The sequence below is a fragment of the Luteibacter sp. OK325 genome (assembly GCF_003050935.1).
Classification (GTDB): Bacteria; Pseudomonadota; Gammaproteobacteria; order Xanthomonadales; family Rhodanobacteraceae; genus Luteibacter.
The window spans coordinates 169,579-182,870 of record NZ_QAOX01000006.1 but is presented as its reverse complement, the minus strand read 5'-3'; the positions used below and the strand labels follow the sequence as shown (position 1 = coordinate 182,870).

13 protein-coding genes are annotated in these 13,292 nt (G+C 63.6%); 8 read left to right on the top strand and 5 right to left on the bottom strand.

Going from position 1 to position 13,292, the window contains the following annotated elements; translation table 11 throughout:
* The 6 genes from C8J98_RS14340 to gyrA all read left to right on the top strand — a co-directional run bounded on the left by C8J98_RS14340 (position 1) and on the right by gyrA (position 6,746).
* Positions 1-882, top strand: a complete 882-nt coding sequence (locus C8J98_RS14340; protein ID WP_146171641.1) for a poly(R)-hydroxyalkanoic acid synthase subunit PhaE — start codon at positions 1-3, stop codon at positions 880-882.
* Positions 879-1,946: a class III poly(R)-hydroxyalkanoic acid synthase subunit PhaC gene (locus C8J98_RS14335; protein ID WP_107913884.1), complete on the top strand. Its 1,068-nt coding sequence runs from the start codon at positions 879-881 to the stop codon at positions 1,944-1,946. The genes C8J98_RS14340 and C8J98_RS14335 overlap by 4 nt, the downstream gene beginning before the upstream one ends.
* Positions 1,947-1,973: 27 nt before the next feature.
* A complete protein-coding gene (locus tag C8J98_RS14330) occupies positions 1,974-2,480 on the top strand; it encodes a DUF2165 domain-containing protein (protein WP_107913883.1) in 507 nt (168 codons plus the stop codon).
* 66 nt (positions 2,481-2,546) lie between these two features.
* On the top strand, positions 2,547-3,560 hold the full coding sequence (gene mtnA / locus C8J98_RS14325) for an S-methyl-5-thioribose-1-phosphate isomerase (protein ID WP_107913882.1): 1,014 nt from the start codon (positions 2,547-2,549) through the stop codon (positions 3,558-3,560).
* On the top strand, positions 3,557-3,970 hold the full coding sequence (locus C8J98_RS14320) for a GtrA family protein (RefSeq protein ID WP_107913881.1): 414 nt from the start codon (positions 3,557-3,559) through the stop codon (positions 3,968-3,970). Before mtnA ends, C8J98_RS14320 begins: the two co-directional genes overlap by 4 nt.
* Positions 3,971-4,109: 139 nt before the next feature.
* Positions 4,110-6,746 (top strand): DNA gyrase subunit A, encoded by a 2,637-nt coding sequence (gyrA, locus tag C8J98_RS14315; protein ID WP_107913880.1) that lies wholly within the window; start codon positions 4,110-4,112, stop codon positions 6,744-6,746.
* A gap of 156 nt (positions 6,747-6,902) precedes the next feature.
* On the opposite strand, the gene C8J98_RS14310 is transcribed toward gyrA, so the two are convergent.
* Positions 6,903-7,385 carry a peroxiredoxin gene (locus C8J98_RS14310; RefSeq protein ID WP_107913879.1) on the bottom strand — a complete coding sequence of 161 codons (483 nt, stop codon included), beginning with the start codon at positions 7,383-7,385 and terminating at the stop codon, positions 6,903-6,905.
* Between the two features lie 158 nt (positions 7,386-7,543).
* Here C8J98_RS14310 and C8J98_RS14305 point away from each other — a divergent pair, with 158 nt between their 5' ends.
* Complete coding sequence (locus tag C8J98_RS14305; RefSeq protein WP_107913878.1) at positions 7,544-7,996, top strand: Hsp20/alpha crystallin family protein; 453 nt, start codon at positions 7,544-7,546, stop codon at positions 7,994-7,996.
* A 90-nt stretch (positions 7,997-8,086) separates the two neighbouring features.
* A complete protein-coding gene (locus tag C8J98_RS14300; RefSeq protein WP_107913877.1) occupies positions 8,087-9,004 on the top strand; it encodes a DnaJ C-terminal domain-containing protein in 918 nt (305 codons plus the stop codon).
* Between the two features lie 150 nt (positions 9,005-9,154).
* Here C8J98_RS14300 and pilH read toward each other — a convergent pair whose 3' ends face one another.
* The 4 genes from pilH to odhB form a co-directional block, all read right to left on the bottom strand.
* The gene (gene pilH, locus C8J98_RS14295) at positions 9,155-9,520 is read right to left on the bottom strand and encodes a twitching motility response regulator PilH (protein ID WP_107913876.1); all 366 of its coding nucleotides are present in this window, start codon (positions 9,518-9,520) and stop codon (positions 9,155-9,157) included.
* A gap of 214 nt (positions 9,521-9,734) precedes the next feature.
* Positions 9,735-10,325, bottom strand: coding sequence for a TIGR00730 family Rossman fold protein (locus C8J98_RS14290; RefSeq protein WP_107913875.1), 591 nt, complete (start codon positions 10,323-10,325; stop codon positions 9,735-9,737).
* A 205-nt stretch (positions 10,326-10,530) separates the two neighbouring features.
* The gene (gene lpdA, locus C8J98_RS14285) at positions 10,531-11,958 is read right to left on the bottom strand and encodes a dihydrolipoyl dehydrogenase (protein WP_107913874.1); all 1,428 of its coding nucleotides are present in this window, start codon (positions 11,956-11,958) and stop codon (positions 10,531-10,533) included.
* Positions 11,959-12,070: 112 nt separating this feature from the next.
* Positions 12,071-13,285 carry a 2-oxoglutarate dehydrogenase complex dihydrolipoyllysine-residue succinyltransferase gene (gene odhB, locus C8J98_RS14280; protein ID WP_107913873.1) on the bottom strand — a complete coding sequence of 405 codons (1,215 nt, stop codon included), beginning with the start codon at positions 13,283-13,285 and terminating at the stop codon, positions 12,071-12,073.
* Positions 13,286-13,292: the final 7 nt, after the last annotated feature.

The window sequence follows — 13,292 nt, the reverse complement described above, 5'->3', positions numbered from 1 at the left end:
ATGGCAGACAAATCCACCGACTTCATCGACCAATACCAGGCCTTTGTGCGAGCTGGCCTGGAAACATGGTCGCGCCAGTTCGATCCCGCCAGTCAGTCGTCGACCGCTTCGCCGTCCGCCGACATCATGGGACGGATGTTCAGCGGCCTGACCGGGTATGGCGACTGGATGCGCTCGATGGCTGCCGGCGAGCCCGGTGCCGTCCCCTTTGCCATGGGCGGTGTGCCGCCCTTTGGTGGGCCGGGAGCCACTCCGTTCGGTTACGGGCCGCCACCGGGCGCGGCGCCTTTTGGCTACGGCGCCCCGGCCGGTGCCGAGATGCCGCAGCCGGGTACCGAACGTTTCGACGAGTGGGCCAAAATGGCGCGCGAGGCGCTGTCCATGCCGGCCTTCGGCCTCACGCGCGAGCAACAGGAAGAGCAACAGGCCCTGTTCCGTGCCTGGATCGATTACGTCGAACACTACGCACGTTTCCAGACCCTGCTGCAGGGCGTTAACGAGCGTGCCGGTGCCGCCCTTCGCGAGCAGTCAGCACCGACGGATGCCGAATCCATGCGCTCGGTCTACGACCGCTGGGTGAATCTTGCCGAAGAGAATTACGGCGAGGCCGCGCTGTCCGGCGAATTCCGCGAGGTCTACGCCGCGCTCGTGAATGCGCAGATGCGCCTGAAGGTGTTGCAGCAGAAGCAGGTGGAGCGCCTCACACGGCAGGCTGGCATGCCGACGCGTACCGAGGTCGATAGCCTTGGTGAGCGTTTGCAGGCGATGCGTCGTGAGTTACGGCAGATGCATGGGCTGGTGGCGGAAGTGGAGTCTCTGCGTGCCGAGGTGGCTGCGTTGCGGGGCGCGAAGTCGGCCGTGAAGAAGGGTAGGGCGCGATGAGCGGCAACCCGTTTTCGTTCGATCCGGAGAGTGCGCGTGCGGAAGTCGAAGCGTTCCGTCGCAAGCTCGAAGCGGGCATGGAAACGCTGAAGCACGTCGGCCCGATCGAACTCGGCACGACGCCGCGCGAGGCCGTGTATACCGAAGACAAGCTCACCCTCTGGCACTTCAAGGGCGCGAAGAAGCCGACGGCGAAAACGCCCCTGTTGATCTGCTACGCGTTGGTCAACACACCGTGGATGGTGGACCTCCAGGAAGATCGATCGATGGTGCGCAACCTGCTCGCCCAGGGCGAGGATGTGTATCTCATCGACTGGGGATATCCCGATGGCGCCGACCGCTGGTTGACCCTCGAGGATTACATCGACGGCTACCTGGATCGTTGCATCGATGTGATCCGGCAGCGTCACGCGCTTGAATCACTCAACCTGCTTGGCATCTGCCAGGGCGGCGTATTCTCGCTCTGCTACGCCACGCTGCACCCGGAAAAGGTGCGCAACCTGGTCACCATGGTGACGCCGGTAGACTTCCACACACCCGATAACATGCTGTCGCACTGGGCCCGCAACATCGACATCGACCTGTTTGTCGACACGTACGGCAACGTGCCGGCGGACGTGATGAATTTCGCCTACCTCACGCTCAAGCCGGTTCGCCTGAACCAGCAGAAGTACGTCGGCCTCGTGGACATCCTCGACAACCCGAAGGAAGTGGAAAACTTCCTTCGCATGGAGAAGTGGATCTTCGATTCGCCCGATCAGGCCGGTGAAGCCTTCCGCGAATTCGCGCGCGATTTCTTCCAGAAGAACCAGTTGATCAAGGGTGAGGCACGCATCGGTGGCAAGGTGATCGACCTGAAGAAGATCACCCAGCCGGTGCTGAACATCTACGCTGAGCAGGATCATCTGGTGCCGCCGGCGGCGTCCACGCCGATGGCTGGCGCTATTGGCAGCAAGGATTACACCGCCCTGGCGTTCAAGGGCGGGCATATCGGTATTTACGTCTCCGGCAGGGCGCAGGCCCAGGTGCCGCCGGCGATTCACGACTGGCTGGCCAAACGCTAGTCGGTTCCCAGGCATGGAGTGCTTCGCATGACCGCGCGCGTGACCAAGATCCTCCTCTCGCTGACCCTGGCCGCTTTTGCGCTCGTGGTCGCGTACGACAACCTCGTCGACTACGGCTCCAACTTCGCCTTCGTGCAGCATGTGCTGTCGATGGATACGACGTTCCCGGAGAACGCGCTGCTGGATCGTGCGATCACCCGGCCATGGATGTGGCACGTCGGTTACGTGCTGATCATCGCGGGTGAGGCGGCGACCGGTGTTTTGCTCCTGTGGGGCGGTGTCGTCCTGTGGCGCGCGCGCCGGCAGCGGGCGTCCGATTTCCAGGCGGCTAAACGCTGGGTCGTGGCAGGCTGCGGCCTCGGCTTCGTCGTCTGGTTCTTCGGCTTCATGGTGGTCGGCGGCGAGTGGTTCGCCATGTGGCAATCGAAGGTGTGGAACGGTCAGGAAGGGGCGTTCCGGTTTTACATGGCGGTGATCGGGGTGCTGGTTTTTGTTAATCAGGTGGATGGGGAGCTGGAAGAGCATCGCCGATGAATCGGCTCCCACAGATGAATCGGCTTCTACAGATGAATCGGCTTCTACAGATGCGATAATGGCGGCATGACTACGAACGACTCCCACGACTCCATTCGCGCCGTGCAGTGGCAGGGCGATCGCCTTCGCCTTCTCGACCAGCGTCGCCTGCCGGCGGAAGAAATCTGGTTCGACAGCCGGAATTCGGGTGACGTGACCCGCGCCATTCGTGAGCTCGCCGTACGCGGTGCGCCGGCGATCGGCATCGCCGCGGCCTGGGGCGTCGTGTTAGCCGCACAGACAGGCGAAAACCTCGTCACCGCCATGGCTACCTTGCGCGCCGCGCGACCGACGGCGGTGAATCTGATGTGGGCGCTGGATCGCATGAACCGGCGTGTGCTGGAAGGTGTCGACGCCGCCGCTCTAGAGATGGAAGCGCAGGCCATCCAGGATGAAGACCTGGCCGCGAATCGTCACATGGGTGAACTCGGTGCCTCGCTGATCGAAGCGGGCTCGCACGTGCTCACCCACTGCAATACCGGTTCGCTCGCCACCGCGGGCTATGGCACTGCCCTTGGCGTGATCCGCGCCGGCGTCGCCATGGGCAACATCGAGCAGGTCTATGCCGGTGAGACCCGTCCCTGGCAGCAGGGCGCGCGCCTCACCATGTGGGAGCTCGTGCGTGACGGTATTCCGTCCAAACTCATCGCGGATTCCGCGGCGTCGCACCTGATGAAGGACGGCAAGGTGAAGTGGGTGATCGTCGGTGCGGATCGCATCGCCGCCAACGGCGACACCGCTAACAAGATTGGCACCTATCAGCTCGCCATCGCGGCGCGCCACCATGGCGTGAAGTTCATGGTGGTGGCACCGTCGACCACGGTCGACATGGCGACCGCCACCGGTGAGGACATCGAGATCGAGCTGCGTGATGCCGCCGAGCTGCTCTCGGTGGCCGGTACGCGCACGGTGATCGAAGGCGCCGACGCCTGGAATCCGGTCTTCGACGTGACGCCGGCAGAACTGATCGACGCGATCGTCACCGAGCGCGGCGTGATCCTCAAGCCCGACGAAGAACAGATGCGGATCCTGTTCCCGTGAGTCGTCTGCGCCGCGAAGTCGTGCTTTTCGCGGTGGGTGGCCTGCTGGGTTTCATCGTGGATGCAGGCATCGCCCAGGGACTGGTACGCATGGCCGGGTGGAACGTGTACACCGCGCGCGTCGTTTCGTTCCTCAGCGCCGCGACGGTCACCTGGTGGTGGAACCGTAACCACACATTCGCGCAACGGGATTCTGGCCGGAGCCAGGGCGCCGAATGGATTCGCTGGATGGGCCTGATGGCGGTCGGCGCGGTGATAAACAACGGCATCTACATCCTCGTTTTCGAGGCGTTCCCCGCGCTTCGTGCCTGGCCCGCGGTGGCTGTGGCGGCAGGCTCGGTGGGTGGTTCCGTGGCGAATTTCCTGTTTGCCAGGACACTGCTTTTCGGTGCCACCAAGACACCTGCGTAAGTCATTGATTTAAAACGACTTTTAGCTATCTTTTCAACGCCCGTTGTGCTACTATTGACGGGTTGGGTCGGCCGCGTCGCGATACCGCGAATCGCGCGGCCGGCGGGGGCCTATTGATGGATATCCAGGAAGCCGATTGATGGCAGAACTCGCCAAAGAAGTCATCCGCGTCAACATCGAAGACGAGATGCGCCAGAGCTATCTCGACTACGCGATGAGCGTCATCGTCGGGCGCGCACTGCCCGACGTACGCGACGGCCTCAAGCCGGTACATCGACGCGTACTGTTCGCCATGAACGAGCTGAGCAACGCCTGGAACAAGCCGTACAAGAAATCGGCCCGCGTGGTCGGTGACGTGATCGGTAAATACCATCCGCACGGCGACGCGTCGGTTTACGACACGATCGTTCGCATGGCGCAGCCGTTCTCGCTGCGCTACATGCTCGTCGACGGCCAGGGCAACTTCGGTTCGGTCGATGGCGACAACGCCGCGGCCATGCGATACACCGAGGTGCGCATGGCGCGCCTCACGCACGAGCTGATGGCCGATATCGACAAGGAAACCGTCGATTTCGGGCCGAACTACGACGAAAGCGAACACGAGCCGCTGGTCCTTCCGACCCGCGTGCCGAACCTGCTCGTCAACGGTTCGGCAGGTATCGCGGTCGGCATGGCGACGAACATCCCGCCGCATAACATGACTGAAGTCATCAACGCCGTGCTCGGCCTGATCGAGGATCCCTCGCTCGGCGTCGATGAGCTGATGACCTTCATTCCCGGCCCGGACTTCCCGACCGCCGGCATCATCAACGGCTCCTCCGGCATCGTCGAGGCATACCGCACCGGTCGCGGCCGCATCCTCGTGCGTGCGCGCACGTCGATCGAAACCGAGGCCAACGGCCGCGAGACGATCCTCGTCCACGAGCTGCCGTACCAGGTGAACAAGGCTCGCCTGATCGAGAAGATCGCCGAGCTGGTCAAGGAAAAGAAGCTCGAGGGCATCAGCGAACTGCGCGATGAGTCCGACAAGGACGGCATGCGCGTGGTCATCGAGATTCGCCGCGATTCCATGGGCGACGTCGTGCTGAACAACCTGTTCCAGCAGACCCAGTTGCAGGTGACTTTCGGCATCAACATGGTGGCCCTGCTCGACGGCCAGCCCAAGCTGATGAACCTCAAGGATATCCTCGAGGCCTTCATTCGCCATCGCCGCGAAGTCGTCACGCGCCGCACCATCTTCGAGTTGCGCAAGGCACGCCAGCGCGCGCACATCCTCGAAGGCCTCACGGTCGCGCTCGCCAACATCGAAGAGATGATCGAGCTGATCCGTACCTCCGCGTCGTCGTCCGAGGCGCGCGAGCGTATGGTCGCCCGTCGCTGGGAGCCGGGCCTGGTCAAGGCGCTGCTCGCCGCCACGGGTGCCGAATCATCGCGTCCGGAAGACATGGATCCACGTGATGGCCTGAACGAGAACGGCTACCAGCTGTCCGAAGCCCAGGCCACCGAAATCCTGCAGATGCGTCTGCATCGCCTCACCGGCCTTGAGCAGGAAAAGCTCTCGGACGAATACCGCGAGATCCTCAACACGATCCGCGCGCTCATCGAAATCCTCGAGAACCCGTCGCGCCTGCTCGAAGTCATCCGCGAAGAGCTCGAGCAGATCCGCACCGACTACGGCGACGACCGTCGCACCGAGATCCAGCACTCGCAGGAAGACCTGAACGTGCTCGACCTCATCGCGCCGGAAGACGTGGTGGTGACGCTCTCGCACACCGGGTACATCAAGCGCCAGCCGGCCAGCCTCTATCGCGCGCAGAAGCGTGGCGGCAAGGGTCGCTCGGCCTCGGCCCTGAAGGACGAAGACGTCGTGCAGCAGCTTTGGGTGGTCAACACCCATGACACGCTGTTGACCTTCACCAGCACCGGCCGCGTCTACTGGCTCAAGGTGTACCAGATGCCGGAAGCCGGCCCGGGTGCGCGTGGCAAGCCGATCGTGAACCTGCTGCCGCTGGGTGAGGGTGAGAAAGTGCAGGCCCTGCTGCCGGTGCGCGAATACGATCCGACTTGTTTCGTGTTCTTCGCCACCCGCAAGGGCACGGTAAAGAAGACGCCGCTGACGGAGTTCGCGTTCCAGCTGCAGAAGGGCAAGGCCGCCATCAACCTCGACGAGGGCGATGCCCTGGTCGATGTCGCGATGACCGGCGGTGAGAGCGACGTGCTGCTGTTCGCCTCCAACGGCAAGTCGGTGCGCTTCGACGAAGGTACGGTCCGCTCGATGGGTCGTACCGCCACCGGTGTGCGCGGCATGCGCCTGGCTGAAGATGCGGAAGTGGTCTCGCTGATCGTGGCCGCGGGTGATGGCAACATTCTCACCGCGACGGCACGCGGCTTCGGCAAGCGCACCGCGCTCGACGAGTTCCCGAAGAAGGGCCGTGGCACACAGGGCGTCATCGCCATCCAGTGCTCGGACCGCAATGGTAACCTCGTCGCGGCTACCCAGGTCACCGAGACGCAGCAGCTGATGCTGATCTCCGACCAGGGCACGCTGGTCCGCACGCGCGTGTCGGAAGTCTCGCAGCTCAGCCGTAATACGCAGGGCGTGACGCTCATCAAGCTGCCGAAGGACGAAACGCTCATCGGCGTGGTTCGCCTGGAAGCCGAAGAAGAGCTGGAGATCGAAGGTGAGGGCGAAGTCATCGACGGTGACGTCGCTGCCGATCTGCCGCCGATCGAAAGCGGCCCCACCGGTGACGGTGACGAGCCGACCGAAGCGTAAAAACGAAAAACCCGCCGAAAGGCGGGTTTTTTTTGCGTCGTCGCATGGGGCGCGGGGGAGCTTTGTGGGAGCCGATTCATCGGCGATCCCGCGCCAGCGGGCCATGTTGTCGCGAGCATCCATCGCCGATGAATCGGCTCCTGCAAGGAACCAAGATCAGGCGTCGATGGCCTCGAGCATCGCTTCGGCCGAGGTCACGCGGAACTCGCCCGGCGCTTCCACGTGCACGATCTTCACCACGCCGTCTTCGGCATAGATGGCGAAACGCTTCGCGCGGATGCCCATGCCGTTTTTCGTGCCGTCCAGTTCCAGTCCAAGGGCCTTGGCGAACGTGGCATTGCCGTCACCCAGCATCAGCAGGTCGTCGGGTACGCCTTGCGAAATGCCCCAGGCATGCATGACGAAGGCATCGTTGACCGAGACGCAGGCAACCTTGATGCCGCGCTCGCGGAAATCTTCCATGTGCTGGATGTAGCCGGGCAGGTGCTTGTTCGAGCAGGTGGGCGTAAACGCGCCAGGCACGGCGAAAACGACGACCTTTCCCTTGCCGAGGACGTCGGTGCTCGAGATCGTCTCGAGGCCATCGCCGAACTGGGTAAGCGTGTGATCCGGAAGGGTGTCGCCAACTGCGATGGTCATGGGGAGTTCCTTTGCGAGGAGAGATAACCGAGCTTAGCGCGAACGCTGTGTCGGGCCCACCCGCTGCGGCGGGCAGCGGCACTTGAATCCGGGCGGGTCGGTCATATGTTTGTTTCCAGACGGCCACATGGCCGAAAAACTTCTTGGGAGTCAAACAGATGAACCAGCTTCGTCATGTGTCGTTCCGTCGTGCGCCGGTGTTCGGCAGCGACGTCCGCAACGTCTTCGAACAGCTCTTCGGCAACGAGATCGCCGCGCCGGTCACCGCCACGCAGAGCGCCTGGGCGCCGCACGTGGACATTCGTGAAGAGGACGGCCGTTTCCTGATTCTTGCCGATGTGCCTGGCGTGAACCTCGCCGACATCGAGATCGAGATGGAAAAGAACGTGCTCAGCATCAAGGGTGAGCGCAAGGCGTTTGCCAGCGAGACCGAAGGCAAGTTCAGCCGCGTGGAGCGCGCCACCGGCGCCTTCAAGCGCAGCTTCACCCTGCCGGAAAGCGCCAACGCCGAGGGCATCACCGCCTCGGGCGCCCACGGTGTGCTGGAAATTGCGATTCCGAAGAAGGCGCAGAGCGCGCCGCGGCGTATTGAGATCAACGCCGCGGGCTGATTCGCTCTAAGCTTGTAAACTGGCCCGCGGTGGACATGCGCCACCGCGGGCATTCTGCTTTTTGTTTTTGACACAAGCCCGGGAGAGCCTGTGGAGTTCAAGGATTATTACGAAGCCCTTGGGGTGAAGCCCGAAGCGACCGACGCCGAGATCAAGGCGGCGTACCGCAAGCTCGCCCGCAAGTACCATCCGGACAAGAACAAGGAGCCGGGCGCCGAGGACAAGTTCAAGGCGATCAACGAGGCCAACGAGGCGCTGAAGGACCCTGAGAAGCGCCGGGCCTACGACCAGCTCCGCGCCGGCGGCTATCGCCAGGGTGAGCAGTTCCGGCCGCCTCCGGGCTTTGGCCAGGGCGGCGGAAGCTACGACTTCGGCGACATGGGCGGCCGCGGTGGCGGCGATTTCAGCGACTTCTTCGAAAGCCTGTTCGGTGGCGGCAGCCGTGGCCGGGGGCAGCAGCAGTCGCAGGCTAGGCGCGGCCGTGACATCCAGGCGAAGATCGAGACCGACCTGCAGACCGCCTTCAACGGCGGCAAGACGCGCGTGGTGCTTAACGACGCCTCGGGCAGCGAGCGCGTGCTCGAGGTGAAGATTCCGGCCGGCATCACGCCAGGCCAGACCATTCGCCTCGGCGGGCAGGGGCACGCGGGTATGGGCGGTGGTCCCTCGGGCGATCTCCTGCTCGAGATCGGCATCCGCGACGATGCCCGCTTCCGTCTGGAAGGCCGCACGGTGACGCATACATTGCCGATTACACCCTGGGAGGCCGCCCTGGGCGCCACGGTGCCGGTCCCGACGCTGGGTGGTCATGTCGACCTGCGTATCCCCGCGGGCTCGCAGTCGGGCCGCAAGCTACGCCTGAAGGGGCGCGGCCTGCCGGGCTCGGAGCCGGGCGATCAGATCGTCGTGTTGGAAATTCGCGTGCCGGTACCTGAAACCCACGAGGAGCAGGCGGCGTACGCGGAATTCAAGGATGCGTTTGCGGCGTTCGATCCGCGGCAGGGGTAGTAGCGGCGGCTGCGCCGCTGTCTTTTCATTCGCCGATGAATCGGCTCCCACCAAGCGGGCCCGGCTACGTAGCGTGCTCCGTGGGAGCCGATTTATCGGCGAATCAGAACCACCGCGGCGAAGCCGCCTCCATCAGCCCGGCAGGTTCCATCACCCCGGCAGGTGCTCCTTGAGCGCCTTGACCAGTTCTTCTTCCTTGATCGGCTTGACCACGTAGTCCTTGGCGCCCTGGCGCAGGCCCCAGACCTTGTCCGTGTCCTGGTCCTTGGTGGTCACCAGGATGATCGGGATGTGCTTGGTCGTCTCTTCCTTGCTGATCGTACGCGTGGCCTGGAATCCGTTGAGGTTCGGCATGACCACGTCCATCAGGATAAGGTCGGGGAGTTCGCGCTTGGCGACTTCCACGCCCTGCGCACCGTCCTCGGCCGTGATGGCCTCATGGCCCAGTTTCTCAACGATGCGCTTGATGCCCAGCAGCTGCGACGGCGAATCATCGACGATCAGGATACGAGCCATTCACTTTCCCCCGGGACCAGGCCCGATGCGTTGTCCTTGGTGACGTCCGCCTTCCAGGCGGCCGTCTCGAATGCTGCGGTGACGTAAAAACGTCGCGCGTTGCGCCTCTGGCGTGCGCTCATTCTACCGGCCGGCGCGCTTGTATCAATGGTGGAACGGCCAAAACCTGTTTTGACAAGGTTTTGGGTCGGTATTCGAGCCTCCGATTGGCGGATCAGACGGCGTCGGAGGTGATCCACTTTGGCGTGTATGACGACTCGTAGTGCTTCATCCAGTCGAACAAGGCGTCGATGCTGGCGCCGAACCAGACCTGGTCGCGCTGGTTCTTCTTGACGAAGCCCTCAGCGACCATGTGGTCCATGCTGGCGGAAAGCCCCGCGTAGAAACCGCGAACGTCGAGGAAGGCACAAGGGTAGCTGTGCAGGCCGAGTTGCGCCCAGGTGAGCATTTCGAACATTTCGTCCATGGTGCCGAAGCCGCCGGGCAGGGCGACGAAGGCATCGGAGAGTTCGTACATGCGCGTCTTGCGCTCATGCATGGTCTCGACCACCTGCAGCTCGGAAAGGCCGGTGTGGGCGACTTCCTTTTCGACCAGTTGACGCGGGATGACACCGATGACGCGACCGCCGGCGGCGAGCACCGCGTCGGCCACGCTGCCCATCAGGCCCACCTTGCCGCCGCCGTAAACGAGGGCGATGCCTTCTTTCGCCAGGCGGGTACCGAAGGCTTTCGCGGCCTCGGTGTATTCCGGGTTTGCGCCGCTGCTGGAGCCGCAGTAGACGCAAAGGGATTTGATGTCACGCATAAGGAGTCTCCTGTGTGCTTACCGGAAGATGCGCGGTTGTGGGAGCCGATTCATCGGCGAAAAGCCAACGGAGCGGTGACGCCGAGGCGCCTATCACCGATGAATCGGCTCCCACACAAAGCACCTTCTGGTAACCACACCACACCCAGAAACGACAAAGCCCGCCCATGCTAACGGCATGAGCGGGCTTCGGTCACACAGGCGATCAGTTGCCCTTGTGGATGGCGCGCTTGTCGACCGACAGGGCGGCCTCGTGCACCACTTCCGACAGGGCCGGATGCGCGTGGACGATGCGGGCGAGGTCTTCCGACGAACCCTTGAACTCCATCGCCACGACGCACTCGTGGATCAGCTCGGAGACGACCGGGCCGACCATGTGCACGCCGAGGATACGGTCGGTTTCGGCGTGGGCAATCATCTTGACCTGGCCGATGCCTTCGTTCATCGCCACGGCACGGCCGTTGGCAGCGAACGGGAAGGCGCCGGTCTTGTACGGGATGCCTTCTTCCTTGAGCTGCTCTTCGGTCTTGCCGACCCAGGCGATTTCCGGCTCGGTGTAGATGACCCAGGGCACGGTGTCGAGGTTGATGTGGCCCGGCTTGCCAGCGATGAGCTCGGCGACCATGACGCCTTCCTCGGAACCCTTGTGCGCAAGCATCGGGCCGCGCACCGCGTCACCGATAGCCCAGACGCCATCGACGCCCGTGTGATTGTGCTCGTCGACCACGATGCGGCCGCGCTCGTCGAGCTTCACGCCCGTGTCGTCGGCCAGCAGGCCGGCGGTATAGGCGCGACGGCCGACGGCGACCAGCAGCTTGTCGACAATCAGCGACTGCGCGGCACCGTCCTTGTCGGTGTAGCTGACGTGGACTTCGTCACCCTTGACCTCGGCGGCCGTGACCTTGGCATTGACCTTGATATCCAGGCCCTGCTTGGCGAACTCGCGGGCGGCCATCTTGGCGATGTCCTGGTCGGCCACGGCGAGGAACTTCGGCAGCGCTTCCAGCACGGTGACGTCCGAACCCAGACGCTTCCACACACTGCCGAGCTCGAGGCCGATCACGCCGGCGCCGATCACGCCCATGCGCTTGGGCACGGCGGTGAGGTCGAGCGCGCCGGTGTTGTCGATGATATGCGTGTTGTCGAACTTCGCGAACGGCAGCTCGATGGGCACCGAGCCCGACGCGAGGATGACGTTGGTCGCGGAAATAGTCTGTACCGTGCCGTCGTTACCGGTGACTTCGACCTGGTTGCCCTTGAGGAGCTTGCCCTTGCCGAAGAACGAGGTGACCTTGTTCGCCTTGAACAGCATGGTCACGCCGCCGGTGAACTGCTTGACGATCTTGTCCTTGCGGCCGATGAAGGTCGCAATGTCGATCTGCGGATTCTCGGCGGTGATGCCGTGATCCTTGAAGTTGTGCGTCAGGTTGTGGAACTGCTTGGACGAATCCAGCAGCGCCTTCGACGGGATGCAACCGACGTTGAGGCAGGTACCGCCGAGGGCGGCCTTGCCGTCCTTGCCGACGAAGGCGTCGACCACGGCGGTCTTGAGGCCCAGCTGCGCGGCGCGGATCGCGGCCACATAGCCCGCGGGGCCCGCACCGATGACGATGACGTCGAACTTGTCGCTCATTAGGTTTGCTCCGGATGTCACTGCGGTAACTGCTACCGCCCAATATGGGGTCGGGGACATGAAAACGGGAGTCTTTCGACTCCCGCCTTCACATTTGACGTTTAGCCGACCATTACAGGCCGAGCAGCATCCGCTGCGGGTTTTCCAGCTGGTTCTTGATGTCGACCAGGAAGAGCACGGCGTCCTTGCCATCGATGATGCGGTGGTCGTACGACAGGGCGATATACATCATCGGCGCGGCGATGACCTGGCCGTTCTCGACGATCGGGCGCTCCTTGATCGTGTGCATGCCGAGGATGGCGCTCTGCGGCGGATTCACGATCGGGGTGGAGAGCAGCGAACCGAAGGTGCCGCCGTTGGTGATGGTGAACGTGCCGCCCTGGAGATCGTCCAGGCCGAGCTTGCCGTCACGGGCCTTCTTGGCGTAACCCATGATGCCCTTCTCGACGTCGGCGAAGGACATGTCCTGCACGTCGCGCAGGACCGGCGTGACCAGACCCTTTTCGGTCGACACGGCGATCGAGATGTCCTGGTAGCCGTGATAGATGATGTCCGAACCGTCCACCGAGGCATTGACGACCGGGTAGCGCTTGAGCGCTTCGGTGGCCGCCTTGACGAAGAAGCTCATGAAGCCGAGCTTGACGCCGTTGGCCTTCTCGAACTGCTCGCCCAGCGCCTTGCGCAACTTGACCACTTCGGCAAGGTTCACTTCGTTGAACGAGGTGAGCATCGCGATCGAGTTCTTCGATTGCATCAGGCGCTCGGCGATACGCGTACGGATACGCGTCATGGCCACGCGCTCTTCCGGACGGCTGCCCGGGGTCGGCTTGGCGGCCGGAGCCGGAGCGGCGGCTGGAGCGGCGGCCGGAGCGGCAGCGCCACCCTTGCCGACGTTGACCAGGTCTTCCTTGGTTACGCGGCCGTCGCGGCCGGTGCCGGCGACCTTGGACGGGTCGATGTTCTCTTCGACGGCGACGCGGCGACCGGCCGGGGAGAGTTCGTCGACGCCCTTCGGGGCGGCGGCTTCGGTCTTCTCGGCCTTAGGGGCTTCAGCAGCGGCAGCGGCCGGCGCCGGGGTGGCAGCGGCGGCGCCTTCCTCGATCACGGCGATGACCTGGCTGCTGGTCACCGTGGAGCCTTCCTCGAACCGGATTTCCTTCAGCACGCCGTCGACCGGCGAGGGCACTTCGAGCACGACCTTGTCGGTCTCGAGGTCCAGCAGGTTCTCGTCACGCTTGACCGCATCACCGGCCTTCTTGTGCCAGGTGGCGATGAGCGCGTCCGAGACCGACTCGGGCAGGACCGGGACTTTGACTTCGATGGACATGCTTGCC